Genomic DNA, 16937 nt, shown 5'->3' with positions numbered 1-16937 from the left:
GAGCATAAATTTCCGCAACGAAATTCTGGCGTGGAAATCATATCTCCTGTCGTCGGGCGAAGGGGATGATCCCTCCCCGCGCGGACCCCAAAAAAGCAGCGCGCCGCGGGATTGCTCCCGCGGCGCGCGTCAGGCTCGAATTGTCAGCCGGATCAGCGGCTGTAGAACTCGACCACCAGGTTCGGTTCCATCTGCACCGGGTACGGCACGTCCGACAGCTTCGGCGCGCGGAGGAACTTGCCGCGCATCGCGCGGTGATCGACCTCGACGTATTCCGGCACGTCGCGCTCGGCGGACTGGGTGGCGTCCAGCACGACGACGAGCTGCTTCGACTTTTCCTTCACCTCGATCTGGTCGCCATCCTTCACGAGGTACGAGGCGATGTTCACGCGCTTGCCGTTCACGGTGATGTGGCCGTGGTTGACGAACTGGCGCGCGGCGAAGGGGGTGACCGCCAGCTTCATGCGGTAGACCACGGCGTCGAGGCGGCGCTCCAGCAGCTCGATCAGGTTCTCCGAGGTGTCGCCCTTACGGCGCACGGCTTCCTCGTAGTACTTGCGGAACTGCTTCTCACCGATGTTGCCGTAGTAGCCCTTGAGCTTCTGCTTCGCCATCAGCTGCACGCCGAAGTCGGTCGGCTTCTGCTTGCGGCGCTGGCCGTGCTGGCCGGGGCCGTATTCGCGCTTGGCGATGGGGGACTTCGCGCGGCCCCAGAGATTGACGCCGAGGCGGCGGTTGATCTTGTACTTCGACTCTGCGCGCTTGGTCATGCGCTGCACCCCGCCGCTTTATGCGAGCGGGCCTCTTCTCTTGCGCCCCGAGGGGCTGTTGTCCCGGTAGGCCCAGCCGGAGAACCCGGCAGGGCGGGCGCGGACCCCGAAGGCCCGTCCACGTTCCCGGAAGGAAGGCGGCGACATAGGTGCCGCGGCGGGGCTTGTCAAACATCGGCCGCGGCGACTAACCGTTCGGCCATGGTATCGCGTTCGGACATCCTTGTGCTCGGCCTGACGGCAGGCGTGATCGGCAGCCTGGTGGGCGGGCTGATGCTCTATGCCGGGCTTGCGATGGTGCTGGGCGGCAACCATGCCGGCTGGATCCTGGCATTGCCGGCGGCGCCGGCAGGCGGCGGGATCGGGCTGCTGCTGGCGCGTAAGCTGGCCCGGAAGCTCTAACGGCGACGCCCCGCGGGCCAGGAGCCTTCGAGGTAGGCGACCACGGCACGATGATAGTCGCCGAGCGCCGGCCGCGAGCCGCCGCCGCCAACCAGCCGGTTCATCGCTCGCCAGCGCCGTAGCACGGCCGCGGCCGCCCCCGCATGGCGCCCGAAGCCAGCGCCGTCCGCGGCGATCAGCGCGAGTGCGCGCGCATATTCGGCATCGAAGCGTCCGCCGTCGGTGTCGGTCGCCTGGCCTGGCCGCAGCTGGTAGCGATAGGTCAGAGCATCCGCGACCGGCACCTCGCCGCCCGCCGCCGCGAGGGCTCCAAGGTCGAACAACACGTCGTCGATCAGCCGGAAAGGCCGGAAGGGCGTGGCGAGATCGCGCCGGGCGATCAAATGCAGGGATGCGAAGGCCGAAGCCCATCCGGAGAAACCAAAGCGCCGCGCGCGCTCGGCCGGAATGCGCCGTACGACCTGCCCGGCCGCATCGTACACGACGGATGGAACCAGGACGGCGCCTGCCTTCCCCATCGTCGCCAGCGCCTGCGCCATGGCATCCTGCGGCCCTTCCAGCGCGTCGTCGCCATCCAGCATCAGCAGATGCGCGCCACGCGCGACAGCCAGCGCCCTGTTGCGCGCGGCATGGGCGCCGCTCGCGACGGGTCCGACCGCCGTGAAGCGCAGCCGGGCATCGGGCGGCAGCAGCGGCGCATAGTCGGTGCCGTCATCGGAGGCGACGACCACCTCCACCGCCACGCCCGCCGCCCGGTCCAGCACCGACGCTACGGCAGCCGGCACCTCGGTCGGCAGGCGGAAGGCGGCGATCAGGACGGAGATGTCGGGGCGGCCCATCGGCCCTCTGTGCCAGAGGCCGGAGTATGGGGCGAGGCTGCCAGTCACGCTGATTTCATCCACAGAGTCATCCACAACCGAAAGCAATTGACTGTGACTGCGGAACCTAAATAGAACGCGGGTGACGTTGCCCATTTGTTCCGACCGAGTCGCGACGCTGGGCACGAGGAGGAGGACTGGAATGCTGACGCGCAAGCAGCACGAGTTGCTGATGTTCATCGACCGCCACCTGCGCGAGACCGGGTTCTCTCCTTCCTTCGAGGAGATGAAGGCGGCGCTGGCACTGAAGTCGAAGTCAGGTATCCACAGGCTGATCACCGCGCTTGAGGAGCGGGGCTTTCTCCGCCGCCGCGCCCATCGCGCCCGCGCACTCGAGGTCATTCGCCTGCCGGAGAATCTCGCGCCGCGCAGCGGGCGGAGCGCCGCCAAGGTCACGGAGGCGCCGCTCGGCCCCAACGTCATTCGTGGTCCTTTCGGCGCCCATGCCCCGGTCCGCCCGGCCGCCGAGACAACGGAGGCGGCGCCGGTCGCCCTGCCGCTCTATGGCCGAATCGCCGCGGGCCTGCCGATCGAGGCGCTGCGCGACAACGGCGCGAGCGTCGACGTGCCAGCCTCGCTGCTGGGCGGTGGCGACCACTATGCGCTGGAGGTAGCCGGCGATTCGATGATCGATGCCGGTATCCTCGACGGCGACACCGTCATCATCAGCCGTGCCGAGACCGCCGAGAATGGCAGCATCGTCGTCGCCCTGGTGGATGAGAACGAGGTCACGCTGAAGCGGATCCGCCGCCGCGGCAATTCCATCGCCCTGGAGCCCGCCAATCCGCGGCACGAGACGCGTATCTTCGGGCCCGACCGCGTGCGGGTGCAGGGAAGGCTTGTGGGATTGCTGCGGCGGTACTGAACGCGCGCCGCGCCATCACTCGACGGGCGCCGGCGGCAGTTCCTCCCGACCGCGCGGCAGGGGTACCGGCGGCACCCACGGTCGCGCGCCGCGCCACGTGCGATCGGAGACCACGCGCACGCCATCCGGCGTGAACCAGGCCGCGTGCGGGCCATCGCGCCAGACCGAAAAGCGATCGATCGCCTGGCTGCCCTCACAGCGCCGGCGCAGCGGCTCGGCCGAGACCACGAGGGCGGCGCGGCCGCAGGCCTCGTCCGGTGGATCGCCGCGCAGCAGGACCGCCTCCGGCCCGCCGGTCAGCGGGCGCAGGAAGCAGGCACCGGCGGTGCAGGCGACCGCGCCGCCGGCCGCCTCGCCGCGTGCCGGCATCGGCTGCCCTTCCGCCAGGGCATGGGCGCGCAGCCAGATGTCCCGGGTGAGGGCCGAGGCCCCCGACTGCCGCTGCAGCCACATCGCGTCCCCGGCGATGACGCCGATCAGCCGCGCATCGCCTGAGACGAACAGGTCGGGCGGCCGATGCAGCGCCGGGCTGGCCAACCCGATCACAATCAGCGGCACGCCGAGCCACCGCCAGCGCATCCGCCACAGGCACAGCCAAGCCATGCCGAAGCCGGTCGCGGCGAGCCCCCAGCCCGGAATGGGCCGCGCCGTCTGGGCCGCGCCCGGCCAGGAGGCGACTTCCCGCGCTACGGCGAGCACCGCCTCGCAGCCCCACCCCATCACCACCAGCGCCGGGCCTTCCAGCCCCAGCGGCATCAGCAGGGCCGCGATCATCCCCGCCGGCATGACGAGCACCGAGGTCAGTGGCACGGCCACCGCGTTCGCCGCCACGCCGTACCATTGCAGCCGGCCGAAATGGGCGAGGCCGAAGGGCGCCGTCGCCAACCCCGCGAGTACCGAGGTCATGATCAGCCCGGCCGCGAAGATCAGCCCGCGCCGCCACCACGCGCCGTCCCCGCGTAGGCGGGCCATCGGGGCCTTCAGCGCCTCCCACCCCGCGATCAGGGCCAGCACGGCGGCGAAGGACATCTGGAAGGACGGGCCGAGCACTGCTTCCGGCGCCAGCAGCATCACCGCGGCGGCGGCCAGGGCGAGGCTGCGCATCGAGATCGCCTGCCGGCCCGTCAGAAGGGCGAGTGTGACCAGCGCCGCCGTGGCGAAGGACCGCTGCATCGGCACCTGCGACCCCGTCAGCACCATGTAGAAGCCGCCGGCGGCGAGGGCGGCAATGCCGGCCCAGGCCTTGCCATCCACGCGCAGCGCCAGCCAGCGCCAGCACGCGATCAGCAGCCGCACCACCCAGAAGCTGGCGCCCATGACGATCGCGATGTGCAGGCCAGAGACGGAAAGCAGGTGTGCGAGGCCGGAATCGCGCATCGCCGCCAGGTCGTCGCGGGGGATCGCACTCTGCCCCCCGGTCAGCAGCGCGGCTGCAACAGCGCCCGACGCGCCCGGCACCACGGCGGCGACGCGCGCCTCCAGCGTCGTGCGCAGGCCCGACAGGGCTCCGCCGCTTCCGGCGGCCGGCGTCACCTCCGCCGGGCCAATGGCGAACCCGGCGCCACCCTGCCCCGCGAAGTATGCGGCGCGCTGGAAGTCCCATGCCCCGGGGAAGGCCGGGGCCATCGGCGCCCGCACCAGCGCGCGGACCGATATGCGGTCGCCCGGCACCGGCCGTGCCGGATCATTGGCGCGCAGCCGGATGCGGAAGGTGCGCGGCTGTTCCGGCTCCCCAGGACCGAAGCGTACCGCGGCGAGCGTCAGCCGCCTTCCCTGGGGCAGCAGATCGACGTCCTGGACGATGCCCGTGGCAATCACCGCGCGGACCGGCGGCGAGGCCGGTGGCGGCGCCGCCCAGGCATGCCATGCCGCCGCCCCGAAACCGAGTGCCGCCGCCCCTGCCAGCCCGATGCACCACCCCGCATGAGGCGCGCGGCGTGCCACCAGCACCGCCAGCAGGATCAGCGCAGGCGCGAGCCCGAGCGTCCAGGCCGGTGGCTCCGCCCGCAAACCGAAATAGCCGAGCACCCCCGCGCCCATCGCCACCGCGAGCCATGGCGCGAGCCGACCGCGTTCCCCCGCCAGCAGCACGCCCGCTTGGTCCGCAGCGGCACGCAGGGCGGTGACGGCGTTGGGCAGGCCAGTGCGCGCGATGGTGCTGGACAGGGGCGGCTTCCGCAACTTCTGCGTTCATACTAGGCCGACCAGCCCGCGTCCTGGGAGTGGGCCGCGCACCGACGGGTTCACCCGGGCCGGCCGATCTGGTCTAACGGGCGCCTTCGCCATCTGGCCCAGGTGACATGACCGTCCGCACCCGTTTCGCCCCCTCCCCCACCGGCTACCTGCATATCGGCGGGGCGCGCACAGCGCTGTTCAACTACCTGTTTGCCCGCCACCACGGCGGCACCTACCTGCTGCGCATCGAGGACACCGACAAGGAACGCTCGACCCAGGCAGCGGTGGACCAGATCCTGGAAAGCCTCGCCTGGCTCGGCCTCTCCCCGGATGAGGCGCCCGTGTTCCAGGCGAGCCGCGAGGCGCGCCATGCCGAGATCGCGCACGCCCTGCTCGCGATGGGCAAGGCGTATCGCTGCTGGGCGACGCCGGACGAACTGACGGAGATGCGCGAGAAGGCCATCGCCGAGGGCCGCCCGCCCCGCTACGACCGCCGCTGGCGCGATCGCGAGCCCGGCCCCGAGCAGGAGGGCAAGCCCTTCGCCATCCGCATCAAGGCGCCGCTCGAGGGCGAGACGGTGGTGGCCGACCTGGTGCAGGGCGAGGTCCGCGTGAACAACGCGGAACTCGACGACATGATCATCCTGCGGTCCGACGGCACGCCGACCTATCTGCATGCCGTGGTGGTGGACGACCGCGACATGGACATCACCCATGTCATCCGCGGCGACGACCATCTGACCAACACCTTCCGCCAGTGCATGGTCTATGACGCGATGGGTTGGCGGCGGCCGCATTTCGCGCACATCCCGCTGATCCACGGGGCCGACGGGGCGAAGCTGTCGAAGCGGCACGGCGCGGTGTCGGTGCTCGACTTCCGCGACCAGGGTTATCTGCCGGAGGCCGTCTGCAACTACCTGATGCGCCTCGGCTGGGGCCATGGCGACGAGGAGATCGTCCCCCGCGAGCGCGCCATCGAGCTGTTCGACCTGAAGGATGTCGGCCGCTCGGCGTCGCGGATGGACTACGCGAAGCTCGGGCATTTGAACGGCGTCTATCTGCGCCAGGCCGACGACGCGCGGCTGACGCGCGAGGTGCTTGAGATCCTGGGCAGGCGCGGCGTGCTGTTCGGCACGGAAGGCGCGGAGCGCGTTGGCATGCTGATGCCCGACCTCAAGGAGCGGGCGCGTACGCTCGAGGAACTGGCCGGTGCGGCCGCCTTTGCCGCGCATGAGGGGCTGCCGGCGATCGATGAGAAGGCGCTGGCCGCGCTGACGCCTGAGGCGCGCGCACGGCTGGTGGACCTCGCTGAGTTCCTCTCGGCCGCGCCGTGGGAGAAGGCGGATCTCGAGCAGTGGCTGCGCGACTACGCCGAGGTGAAGGCCGTGAAGCTGAAAGACGTGGCGCAGCCGCTGCGCGCCGCGCTGTGCGGCAGCCTGACCAGCCCGCCGATCAATTCGGTACTGTGGGCGCTGGGGCGTGACGAAAGCCTGTTCCGCATCCTCGGTGCGGCCAATGCGACGGAAGTGCAGTAGTCAGGGACACCGACCGATGTTCATCGCCACCAACCGCTTCCGCGTCATCCCTTCAGAGGCCGAGGCCTTCGAGCAGAAGTGGCTGACGCGCGACAGCCGGCTGAAGGAAGTGCCCGGCTTCGTCGCCTTCCATCTGCTGAAGGGGCCGCAGGCGGAGGACCATATCCTGTATTCCTCCTTCACTATCTGGGCGTCGAAGGAAGCGTTCGAGGGATGGACGCGCTCGGCGCAGTTCCGCCATGCGCATGCATCGGCGGGCGATGCGAAGCCGACGACGCTGGGGCATCCGCAGTTCGAGGGGTTCGAGGTGCTGCAGACGATCACGGCGTGATCGCGGCGTATGGATTCAGGAAGGGCGCTGGCCCTTCCCGAACCTTACGGCGGCACGGGGTACCCATTCACAGGTGCGAATGAGCCCGCATCGGCCGAAAGGCCGCACGACAGTTCGTCGCCGTGTCATGACGCGCTCCGATGCACAGCAGGACTTCGCGATCAGGGCATGACCTCCGCGCCCAACGCCAGGTAACGGCGGTCCAGGCCATCCATGGCCTGGCGGGGTGAGGTTCGGAGAGGGGCGGCGCCCCTCTCTGACGCTCCGCGCCTCAGTCCGCCTGGATATTGCCCCGCCGGATCACCTCGCCCCACTTGTCCAGTTCGGCCCGCATGAACGCGCCGAAGGCCGCGCGGGAATCGCCGCCCGGGATCGCGCCCTGCCCGTCCAGCGCGCGGCGAATCTCCGGGTCGTTCAGCGCGCCGGCGATCGCGGCGTGCAGTTTTTCCAGGATCGGTTCCGGGGTGCGGGCCGGTGCCACGAAGCCGTGCCAGTTGTTGGCGTCGACGGTGGGCAGGCCGACCTCGGTCATGGTCGGCACGTCCGGGATCCAGGGCAGGCGGCGTTCGGTGCCGACGGCGAGCGCACGGATCGTGCCGGCGCGCAGATGCGGCAGCAGGATCGGCAGGTCGGCGAAGCCGAGCTGCACCTCGTTCTGCAGGAGTGCCGTGGTGAGCGGGGCACCGCCGCGATAGGAGACGTGGGTGACGTCGATGCCGGCCGCGGTGCGGAACAGCTCGCCTGCCAGATGCGGCATGCTGCCCGACCCGGCGGAGCCGTAGTTCAGCTTGCCCGGCTGCGCCTTCGCCGCCGCGATCAGCTCGGCGACGGTGCGGTATGGCGTGGCGGCGGGCACGCAGAGCGGTTCCGGCACCAGAACGCCGAGCGTGATCGGCGCTAGGTCGCGCAGCGGGTCGTAGGGCGTGCCGCGGTCGAGGCGCGGGGAGATGGCAAGGCCGCCGGCGCTGCCGATGCCGATGGTGTAGCCATCGGGCGCGGCCTTCGCGACGACGTCGACCCCCGTGACGCCGCCGGCGCCCGCGCGATTATCCGCCACCACCGGCTGGCCCAGCACCGCCGTCATGCGCGGTGCAAGCAGGCGCACGACGATGTCGGAGGGGCCGCCGGCAGCGAAGGGCACGACGACGCGGATCGGCCGGTCCGGCCATTGGGGCTGCGCCAGTGCCGGCGTCGCGAGAGACGCGGCCGCGCCGCCGATGAATGTCCTGCGCTTCATGCGAATCCTCCGTAGCCGGCTTCTGCCCGCCGGCCCTTGCGGGCAGTATCGGCCGAACGCGCCAGCCGCGAAAGGGAACGCCGATGAAGATCACCAGGGTCACGACGCATCATCACCGCACGGACTTCACCTATGGCGCGGGCAGCGACGGCGTCGGCGGCAACCTGCATCTGAAGGCGATGGACACGCTGCTCGTGCGCGTTGAAACCGACGCCGGGATTCACGGCTGGGGCGAGGGTTTCGGCTTCACGCTGGTGGAGACGACGAAGGATGCGGTGGACCGGCTGATCGGGCCCGCCTGCATCGGCCAGGATGCGAGCGACATTCCGGCGCTGATGCGCATGCTGAACCGGCGGTTCCACAATTTCGGGCGCAACGGGCCCGTGACCTACGGGCTGTCGGCGATCGACATCGCGCTGTGGGACATCCGCGCGAAGGCGGCCGGCAAGCCGCTGCATGCGCTGCTCGGCGGTGCGGCGCGGCGGGAGGTGCCGGCCTATGCTTCCCTGCTGCGCTACGGCGTGCCGGAGGATGTGGCGCGCAACACGCGCGAAGCGATCTCGCGCGGCTATCGCCACATCAAGCTTCACGAATTCGACCTGCGCTGCATCCGCGCGGCGCGCGATGCCGCGCCGCGCGAGGTGCCGCTGATGCTCGACATCAACTGCGTCTGGAACACCGAGGACGAGGCGGTGCAGTTCTGCGAAGATGTGTCAGGCCACAACATCGCCTGGGTCGAGGAGCCGATCTGGCCGCCCGAGGACATTCCCGCCATCGCCCGCATCCGCGCCGCCGCGCCGACGCCGATCTCGGCCGGCGAGTGCAACGGCACGGTCGAGGATTTCTGCCGCATGTTCGAGATGCGCGCGGTGGACGTGGCGCAGCCTTCCGTCACGAAGATCGGCGGGCTGTCGGCGATGCTCGAGATCGCGGAGCTGGCGCGCGAGGCCGGCGTGCGGCTGGTCCCGCATTGCCCCTATTTCGGCCCGGGCTTGCTGGCGACGCTGCATTTCCTCGCCGCGGCGGAGGAGGCCGAGCCGATCGAGATCTACTTCGCGGACCTCATGCGCGCACCGTATGGCGAAGCGCTGGTGCCGAAGGGCGGCGCGATCGCGGTGCCGGACGCGCCGGGCCTGGGGTTGGAGCCCGTGCTCGACTGACCGACCGTCACGGGCCAGGTGAAGTCGTCGGAAGGCCGGCAATGCCCCCGGGCCGCTGCGGTGAGCCCGGGTGCATGAAAGCGGCGTCGTCGAGACGCCGTCATACCGTCAGCAATGGTCGCACCTGGTCTTCCGCGAGGCTTTCCGACGGCCCATGCAGGACCACCTCGCCGCGCACCATCACCGCGATGTCGTCAGCCAGTTCTCGGGCGAAGTCGTAGTATTGCTCGACGAGGATGATCGCCATGCCGCGGTCGCGCGACAGGTGGCGGATGACGCGGCCGATATCCTTGATGACGGAGGGCTGGATACCCTCGGTCGGTTCGTCGAGGATCAGCAGCCGCGGCTGCGCGCAGAGGGCACGGGCCAGGGCGAGCTGCTGCTGCTGGCCGCCTGACAGGTCACCGCCGCGGCGGCGGAGGAACTGCCGCAGAATCGGGAACAGGTCGAAGATGTCGCCCGGCACGCCCGCCCCGCGCGGCGCGGCGGCGAGCGCGGTCTCCATGTTCTCCTGCACGGTCAGGAAGGGGAAGATCTCGCGGCCCTGCGGGACGTAGCCGATGCCGGCGCGGGCCCGCTCGGCGGGGCCGAGGCGGGAGATGTCGCGACCCTCCCAGCCGATGCTGCCGGATTGGATGCGTTCCAACCCCATGATGGCGCGCAGCAGGGAGGATTTGCCGACGCCGTTGCGGCCGAGCACGGCGGTGACCTTGCCGGGCTGGGCCTGCAGGGAGACGCCCCGCAGGCAGCGGCTGGCGCCGTAGGAGAGGTCGATCTTGGCGACGTCGAGCATCTCAGCGCCCCAGATAGACTTCGACCACGCGCGGGTCGTTCTGCACGTGATCGATCGAGCCTTCGGACAGCAGCGTGCCTTCATGCAGCACGGTGACCTTGCAGCCGAGCGCGCGGACGAATTCCAGGTCGTGCTCCACGACGACGACGCTGTGACGCCCTGCGATGCGGGCGAGCAGCCTGGCGGTGTGCTCGGTCTCGGCATCCGTCATGCCGGCGACGGGTTCGTCGACCAGCATCAGGTCGGGGTCCTGCATGAGCATCATGCCGATCTCGAGCCACTGCTTCTGACCGTGGGAGAGGATGCCGGCGCGGTCGTGCGCGCGTTCGGTCAGGCCGATCTCGGCGGCGACTTCCTCGATGCGCGTGCGGCCGGCGCCGGCCAGGTGCCAGCGCAGGCAGGCGACGGGGCCGCGCGGCGCCTTCAACGCGAGTTCGAGATTCTCGAAGACCGTCAGCGCGTCGAAGACGGTGGGCTTCTGGAACTTGCGGCCGATGCCGAGATTGGCGATCGAGGCCTCATCCATGCGCGTCAGGTCGAGATCGCCGAAGGTGACGACACCGGAGGTGGGCCGCGTCTTGCCGGTGATGACGTCCATCATCGTCGTCTTGCCGGCGCCGTTGGGGCCGATGACGGCACGCATCTCGCCCGGCTCGACCACCAAAGCGAGGTTGTTCAGGGCGCGGAAGCCGTCGAAGACGACCGAGACGCCGTCGAGATAGAGGCGACGTCCCCTCATTTGCCGCGCCCCTGGATCAGGCCGACCAATCCCTTCGGTAGGAACAGCGTGACGGCGACGAAGAGCGCGCCGAGCACGAACAGCCAGAGATCGGGCGCTGCGCTGGTCAGCCAGGTCTTGAGGCCGTTCACGCTGAAAGCACCGAGCACCGCGCCGACCAACGTGCCGCGGCCGCCGACGGCGACCCAGATCACGGCCTCGATGGAGTTGCCGGGGCTGAACTCGCCGGGGTTGATGATGCCGACCTGCGGGACGTACAGCGCGCCGGCCAATCCCGCCATCATCGCCGAGGCGACGAAGGCGAACAGCTTGTGGCTGGTGGTGTCGTAGCCGAGGAAGCGGACGCGGTTCTCCGCATCGCGGATCGCGGTGAGCACCCGGCCATACTTCGTGCCGGTCATCCACAGGCAGAACAGGTAACAGCCGACCAGCGTGAGCAGGGATGCATAGAACAGCGTTGCGCGGGCCGCGCCTGTGTTCAGCGGCATGCCCAGCAGCTCCTTGAAGTCCGTGAAGCCGTTGTTGCCGCCGAAGCCCATGTCGTTGCGGAAGAAGGCGAGCATCAGCGCGTATGTCATGGCCTGGGTGATGATCGAGAGGTAGACGCCGGTGATGCGGCTGCGGAAGCACAGCCAGCCGAGCACGAGCGCCAGCACGCCGGGCACCAGCAGCACCATCAGCATGGCGAAGGGGAAGCTCTGGAAGCCCAGCCAGTACCAGGGCAGCTCCTGGTAGCCGAGGAAGACCATGAAGTCCGGGAGCGTCGGATGGCCATAGACCCCGCGCGGCCCGATCAGCCGCATCAGGTGCATGCCCATCGCATAGCCGCCGAGCGCGAAGAACGCGCCGTGGCCAAGCGAGAGAATGCCCGCATAGCCCCAGGCGAGGTCGAGCGACAGCGCCAGGATTGCGTAGCAGATCCATTTGCCGGAGACCGAGACGAGGAAGTCCGACACATGCAGGACATTGTCCTGCGGCAGCATGTTGAGCAGCGGGAAGGCGGCGAGGATCACCACCGCCGCGCCCATCAGGGCACGCAGGCCCAGGCGGGTGCGCGACAGGGGTGGCGCGTGGAGGGTTGTCGCGCTCATGCCTCGGCCGCCCTGCCCTTCTGCGGGAACAGGCCGCGCGGGCGGCGTTGGATGAAGACCATCACCGCGACCAGCACGAAAACCTTGGCGAGCACCGCGCCCGCCCAGGGTTCCAGCATCTTGTTGATGACACCAAGGCCGAAGGCGGCGATCAGCGTGCCGGCCAGGCTGCCCACGCCGCCGAAGACGACGACGAGGAAGCTGTCGATGATGTAGCCGGTGCCGAGATTCGGCGAGACGTTGTCGATCTGCGACAGCGCCACGCCGGCGATGCCGGCGATGCCGGAGCCGAACGCGAAGGTGAGCGCGTCGACGCGGCCGGTGCGGATGCCCATGGCTGCGGCGATCGGCCGGCGCTGCGTGACGGCGCGCATCTCCAGCCCGAAACGGGTGAAGCGGATGGCGGCGACGATCAGCAGGAAGACGACGAGCGAGAAGCAGAGAATCCAGAGCCGGTTCGCAGTGACCGGGATGTCGAAGGGCAGCAGCATCGTGCCCTGCATCCAGGGCGGGGAGATCACCTCCCGGTTCTGCGCGCCGAAGACGAGGCGCACCGCCTGCTGGATCATCATGCCTACGCCGAAGGTCATCAGCAGGGTTTCCAGCGGCCTTCCATAGAGATGGCGCACCAGCCCGCGTTCCATCGCCGCGCCGATCGCCGCCGTGACCAGGAACGCCGCCGGGATCGCGAGCGGCAGCGACCAGGGTGCAAGCGTCGGATGGCCGCGCAGCAGGTCCTGCACGATCACGGTGGTGTAGGCACCGAGCATGACGAATTCGCCATGCGCCATGTTGATCACGCCCATCACGCCGAAGGTGACGGCAAGACCCAGCGCGGCGAGCAGCAGCACGGAGCCCAGCGAGAGACCCTGGAAGGCGGTCTCCGCCACGCGGCGAATGGCGAGGCGCCGGTCGATATCGGCGATGGCGGCGTCGATCTGCCCGGCGAGGTCGGGATTCGCCGCTCGGGATTCGAGCAGCAGGGAGCGCGCCTCGGGCGATGCGCTGCCACCCAGCGCCGTGATGCCCGCCATCTTCGCCGCAGGGTCAGCCGAGACAAGGCGCGACACTGCCAGGGCAAGCGCTATCTGGTCACGGATGCGCGGCACCGTCTCGCGCGCCAGCGCAGTTTCGAGCAGCCCGACATTGTCGGCGCTGCGACTGCGGAAGATGCCCTCGGCGGCAGCAAGGCGCTCGCCGGCATCGGGGGAGATGATCTGCAGCCGGCCCAGCGCGCCGCGTAGCGCCACGCGAACGCGGTTGTTGATGCTGATGCGTTGCGTGTCGGCTTCCGCCGGCGTGGCCGCCGCGCCGGTCGCGGCATTGGTGAAGGCCGCGCCATCGCGGACCAACAGCGTGCCGTCGGACAGCTTGACCAGCCGCCCATCCGACAGCGCGCGCAGCACCGGCAGCGCGCGCGGGTCCCCCGCCGCACCGAGGCGATCGACCGCTTCCGCCTGCGCGGTGAAATTGCCGCCGAGGCCCGGCAGCGCATCAAGGAAGGCATCCTGCGCGCGTGCCGGCAGGGCGGCCGCGGCCATCAGGAGGAGGAGGGCGATGATCCTGGTCATGGTGAGGCGGGCGGGGCGCGTCTGCCCCGCCCCATCCGCTCAGCCGCGGCGACGGTTGGCGTTCTCGGGAATGAAGCGCGACCAGTTCTCGGCCGGCACAGCCTCCGCCGTCTTGTAGACGATGTTGAACTGGCCGTCGGCCTGTATCTCCCCGATCATCACTGGCTTCGACAGGTGATGGTTGGGCAGCATCTTCTCGGTGTAGCCGGCCGGCGCGGCGAACTCCTGGCCGATGACCGCCGTGCGCACCGCATCGACGGCGGTCGTGCGCGCGGCGGCCACCGCCTGGGCCCACATGTTGAAGCCGGTGTAGGTGGCCTCCATCGGGTCGTTGGTCACGCGGCGCGGGTTCTTGATGTAGGCCTGCCAGAGGTTCTTGAACTCGGTGTTGGCCGGCGACTGCACGGACATGAAGTAGTTCCAGGCCGCCAGGTGGCCGACCAGCGGGCGGGTGTCGATGCCGGCGAGTTCTTCCTCACCGACCGAGAAGGCCACGCAGGGAATGTCCTCGGCCCTGATGCCCTGGTTGCCGAGCTCGCGGTAGAAGGGAACGTTCGCGTCGCCATTGATGGTCGAGACGATCGCGGTCTTCTTGCCCTGGTTGGCGAAGGTCTTCACGCGGGTAACGATGCCCTGCCAGTCGCTGTGACCGAAGGGCGTGTATTCCTCCATGATGTCGGCGTCGGCGATGCCCTTGGAGTTGAGGAAGCCGCGCAGGATGCGGTTCGTCGTCCGCGGATAGACATAGTCGGTGCCGAGCAGGACGATGCGCTTCGCGCTGCCGCCGTCATCCGACATGAGGTATTCCACCGCCGGGATCGCCTGCTGGTTCGGCGCGGCGCCGGTGTAGAAGATGTTCTTGCTCTCCTCCTCGCCCTCATACTGGACGGGGTAGAAGAGCATGCCGTTCAGCTCCTCGAAGACCGGCAGCACGGATTTGCGGGACACCGAGGTCCAGCAGCCGAAGGTCACGTCCACGCGGTGGACCTGCAGCAGCTCGCGCGCCTTCTCGGCGAAGAGCGGCCAGTTCGAGGCCGGGTCGACGACCACCGCTTCCAGCCGGCGGCCGAGGATGCCGCCCTTGCTGTTCTGGTGCTCGACCATCATCAGCACGGTGTCGCGCAGCGCGGTCTCGGAGATCGCCATCGTGCCGGACAGCGAATGCAGCACGCCCACCTTGATGGGCGCCGCCTGCGCGAAGGACGGGCGGAAGGCCGGGGCGGCCAGCGCCGTGGACAGGCCCAGGAGCGCCGCGCGGCGCGTGATCTTGTTCGTTTCGGTCATCTGTTCGGACCCTCACCCGTTGGACGGCGCGGAGACGGTCATCGCCGGAGCCCCCGGCGCGCCGCCGCGATGCGCACGAGGTTGCGAGTAGCGAAAGCCGTGCCAGCGCCATGCGCGGGCAATTGGCTGAGGAGCGGGCAGTGGCCGTGCCTCCGCTATCACCCGCATGAGCAAAGGTTAGGCAGTAAGTGCACAGCGCTACGGCTGAGGCTGCCGGAAAGGGCCAGGGCCCCTCCCCCGCGCGTCACTCACGCCACGTCGTACGCCGCCAGCTCCGGCCGCATCGCTTCGATCACGAAGTCCACGAAGGCCTCGGGCACGTCGAGGTAGAATTCCCGGTCCGAGTAGGCGCCAACCGATGCGGCCAGACCGCGCGCCCCGAACCACGTCCTCAGCGCCTCCAGATCCTCCCGCGGCGTCTCGCTAAGGAAGGACACCTGCGACCGCAACTTGTCCGCGTCCCGCCCGGCCGTCGTGCTGCGGCTGAACTGGAGGTCGACGTTGGCGCCCGGCTGGCGCAGCCAAATCGCGCGCTCGGTACGTCGCAGCTCGATGAAGCCGAGCTGCGTGCGCAGCATCTCGACCACCGCCTCGAAATGCCGGGCATCGAGGCGGTTGGCGACGTGGTTGAAGCGCAAGTTGCTACTTCACGGAGGAGAAGGCGGTCGGCTGCAGGAAGGCGTTCGTCACATTGGCGACGATAGCGCCGTCCTTCTCGGTCTCGGCGCGCTTCGCGATCCATTCCGGGTCACTCTGGAAGGCCGTCCACTTCTGCTCGCGCTCAGCCATGGAGTTCCATTCGAGGAGGTAGAACAGATCCTGGCTCGACTCGCCGACGATCGTCGTCCAGAAACCGGCTTGGCGGATGCCGTGGCGCTCCCAGATCTTCAGCGTGATGGTGTCGAAGCGCTTCAACAGCGCCGGCAGCCGGCCGGGCACGCAGCGATAGACGCGCAGCTCGTGGATCATGCAGGGTTTCCTTCCTTGGCTCGGCCGTTGCGCCGATGGGATGAAGGATTGCATGCGCGCCACAGGCTGTCACAGGCGGCGGTGGCCGGCTTGCCGTCCGCGCGCCTGCGCCTTCTACTGCGGCGAACGGAAATGGAATCGCCTATGTCGCCCGAGATCATCGCCCAACTGGCCCCGCGCGGGATGCTGCGCGCGGGCATCAACCTCAGCAACTTCCTGCTCGTCACCGGGCGCGACGAGCATGGCAGCCCGCAGGGCGTGGCGCCGGACATGGCGCGCGCGGTGGCGGAACGGCTCGGCGTGTCGCTGCGGCTCGTGCCCTATTCCTCACCCGGGCTGCTGGCAGACGCGGCCGGCACGGATGCGTGGGATATCGGGCTTATCGGCGCGGAACCCCAGCGCGCGGAAAAGATCGCCTTCACCGCGGCCTATACCGAGATCGAGGCGACCTACCTCGTGCCGGCAGGGTCCACCATCAGCTCCATCGCCGAGGTCGACCGGCCCGGCGTGCGCATCGCGAGCACGGCTCGCGCAGCCTACGACCTCTGGCTGGAGCGCAACATCAAACAGGCGACGCTGCTGCGGGCCGAAGGGCTGGACGGCGCGCTGACGCTGTTCACCGGGGAGAAGCTGGAAGCCCTCGCCGGGCTGCGGCCGCGGTTGCTGAAGGACGTCGAGGCGCTGCCGGGGGCGCGCATCCTGGATGGCCAGTTCAGCGCCGTGCAGCAGGCGATCGGGACGGGGCGGGCGAACGAAGCCGGTGCGGCGTTCCTGCGCGACTTCGTCGAGGAAGCGAAGGCGTCAGGGCTGGTCGCGCGGCTGATCGAGAAGCACAAGGTGCGCGGGCTGTCGGTAGCGCCAGCGGCGTGATGCGCTGATCGAGACGGGACCGAGAGGGGCGCCGCCCCTCTCGGGCTCTCCCCGCCAAAGGCCGAAGGGCCTTTGGAAACCTTCACCTGGCGTCGGGCGCGGCCGTTGAGCCGAGAGCGCAATGTCTGCTCTTGTGCCCCATGGCCCGGGTTTCCTGGGCGGCGGAGCGAAGGGCGTTCTAGCTGGCGCCGAAAGCGCGCCGACGCAACGCGGGAGCGCCAGTACCGCCAGGTACCAGGTCGAGGTTTCCAAAGGCCCTTCGGCCTT

17 protein-coding genes are annotated in these 16937 nt (G+C 69.5%); 6 read left to right on the top strand and 11 right to left on the bottom strand.

The window, feature by feature from the left end:
- Positions 1–152: 152 nt before the first annotated feature.
- The gene (gene rpsD / locus GXW78_RS24945; protein WP_211871627.1) at positions 153–770 is read right to left on the bottom strand and encodes a 30S ribosomal protein S4; all 618 of its coding nucleotides are present in this window, start codon (positions 768–770) and stop codon (positions 153–155) included.
- Positions 771–971: 201 nt separating this feature from the next.
- Between rpsD and GXW78_RS24940 the strand changes: the two genes are divergently transcribed.
- Positions 972–1172: a hypothetical protein gene (locus GXW78_RS24940; RefSeq protein ID WP_211871626.1), complete on the top strand. Its 201-nt coding sequence runs from the start codon at positions 972–974 to the stop codon at positions 1170–1172.
- Here GXW78_RS24940 and GXW78_RS24935 read toward each other — a convergent pair.
- Positions 1169–2059, bottom strand: coding sequence for a glycosyltransferase (locus GXW78_RS24935; protein ID WP_211871625.1), 891 nt, complete (start codon positions 2057–2059; stop codon positions 1169–1171). The two genes, GXW78_RS24940 and GXW78_RS24935, sit on opposite strands and share 4 nt — an antisense overlap.
- A 133-nt stretch (positions 2060–2192) precedes the next feature.
- Between GXW78_RS24935 and lexA the strand changes: the two genes are divergently transcribed.
- Positions 2193–2915, top strand: a complete 723-nt coding sequence (lexA, locus tag GXW78_RS24930) for a transcriptional repressor LexA (protein ID WP_211871624.1) — start codon at positions 2193–2195, stop codon at positions 2913–2915.
- A gap of 15 nt (positions 2916–2930) precedes the next feature.
- On the opposite strand, the gene GXW78_RS24925 is transcribed toward lexA, so the two are convergent.
- The gene (locus GXW78_RS24925) at positions 2931–5096 is read right to left on the bottom strand and encodes a ComEC/Rec2 family competence protein (protein WP_246522615.1); all 2166 of its coding nucleotides are present in this window, start codon (positions 5094–5096) and stop codon (positions 2931–2933) included.
- A gap of 119 nt (positions 5097–5215) precedes the next feature.
- On the opposite strand from GXW78_RS24925, the gene gltX reads away from it, so the two are divergent.
- Positions 5216–6625 carry a glutamate--tRNA ligase gene (gene gltX, locus GXW78_RS24920; RefSeq protein ID WP_211871623.1) on the top strand — a complete coding sequence of 470 codons (1410 nt, stop codon included), beginning with the start codon at positions 5216–5218 and terminating at the stop codon, positions 6623–6625.
- Between the two features lie 16 nt (positions 6626–6641).
- Positions 6642–6956, top strand: a complete 315-nt coding sequence (locus tag GXW78_RS24915) for an antibiotic biosynthesis monooxygenase family protein (RefSeq protein ID WP_211871622.1) — start codon at positions 6642–6644, stop codon at positions 6954–6956.
- Between the two features lie 271 nt (positions 6957–7227).
- Here the strand turns inward: GXW78_RS24915 and GXW78_RS24910 are convergent, their stop codons facing one another.
- On the bottom strand, positions 7228–8193 hold the full coding sequence (locus GXW78_RS24910; protein WP_211871621.1) for a Bug family tripartite tricarboxylate transporter substrate binding protein: 966 nt from the start codon (positions 8191–8193) through the stop codon (positions 7228–7230).
- Between the two features lie 83 nt (positions 8194–8276).
- Between GXW78_RS24910 and GXW78_RS24905 the strand changes: the two genes are divergently transcribed.
- The gene (locus tag GXW78_RS24905) at positions 8277–9353 is read left to right on the top strand and encodes a mandelate racemase/muconate lactonizing enzyme family protein (RefSeq protein WP_211871620.1); all 1077 of its coding nucleotides are present in this window, start codon (positions 8277–8279) and stop codon (positions 9351–9353) included.
- Between the two features lie 100 nt (positions 9354–9453).
- Here the strand turns inward: GXW78_RS24905 and urtE are convergent, their stop codons facing one another.
- The 7 genes from urtE to GXW78_RS24870 form a co-directional block, all read right to left on the bottom strand.
- Positions 9454–10146: an urea ABC transporter ATP-binding subunit UrtE gene (gene urtE, locus GXW78_RS24900; protein WP_211871619.1), complete on the bottom strand. Its 693-nt coding sequence runs from the start codon at positions 10144–10146 to the stop codon at positions 9454–9456.
- A gap of 1 nt (position 10147) precedes the next feature.
- Complete coding sequence (gene urtD / locus GXW78_RS24895; RefSeq protein ID WP_211871618.1) at positions 10148–10885, bottom strand: urea ABC transporter ATP-binding protein UrtD; 738 nt, start codon at positions 10883–10885, stop codon at positions 10148–10150.
- A complete protein-coding gene (gene urtC / locus GXW78_RS24890; RefSeq protein ID WP_456307090.1) occupies positions 10882–11913 on the bottom strand; it encodes an urea ABC transporter permease subunit UrtC in 1032 nt (343 codons plus the stop codon). The genes urtD and urtC overlap by 4 nt, the downstream gene beginning before the upstream one ends.
- A 59-nt stretch (positions 11914–11972) precedes the next feature.
- Positions 11973–13547 carry an urea ABC transporter permease subunit UrtB gene (gene urtB, locus GXW78_RS24885; protein ID WP_211871616.1) on the bottom strand — a complete coding sequence of 525 codons (1575 nt, stop codon included), beginning with the start codon at positions 13545–13547 and terminating at the stop codon, positions 11973–11975.
- 39 nt (positions 13548–13586) lie between these two features.
- The gene (gene urtA, locus GXW78_RS24880) at positions 13587–14831 is read right to left on the bottom strand and encodes an urea ABC transporter substrate-binding protein (RefSeq protein ID WP_211871615.1); all 1245 of its coding nucleotides are present in this window, start codon (positions 14829–14831) and stop codon (positions 13587–13589) included.
- 248 nt (positions 14832–15079) lie between these two features.
- Positions 15080–15469: a hypothetical protein gene (locus tag GXW78_RS24875; protein WP_211871614.1), complete on the bottom strand. Its 390-nt coding sequence runs from the start codon at positions 15467–15469 to the stop codon at positions 15080–15082.
- 4 nt (positions 15470–15473) lie between these two features.
- Entirely contained in the window at positions 15474–15800 is a 327-nt protein-coding gene (locus GXW78_RS24870) for an NIPSNAP family protein (protein WP_211871613.1), read from the bottom strand.
- A gap of 144 nt (positions 15801–15944) precedes the next feature.
- Between GXW78_RS24870 and GXW78_RS24865 the strand changes: the two genes are divergently transcribed.
- Positions 15945–16670, top strand: coding sequence for a transporter substrate-binding domain-containing protein (locus tag GXW78_RS24865; RefSeq protein ID WP_211871612.1), 726 nt, complete (start codon positions 15945–15947; stop codon positions 16668–16670).
- Positions 16671–16937 lie beyond the last annotated feature (267 nt).

The sequence above is a fragment of the Neoroseomonas terrae genome (genome assembly GCF_018129025.1).
Lineage (GTDB): Bacteria > Pseudomonadota > Alphaproteobacteria > Acetobacterales > Acetobacteraceae > Neoroseomonas > Neoroseomonas terrae.
The sequence above is the reverse complement of the archived record's forward strand: the minus strand, read 5'-3'. Positions and strand labels throughout refer to the sequence as shown.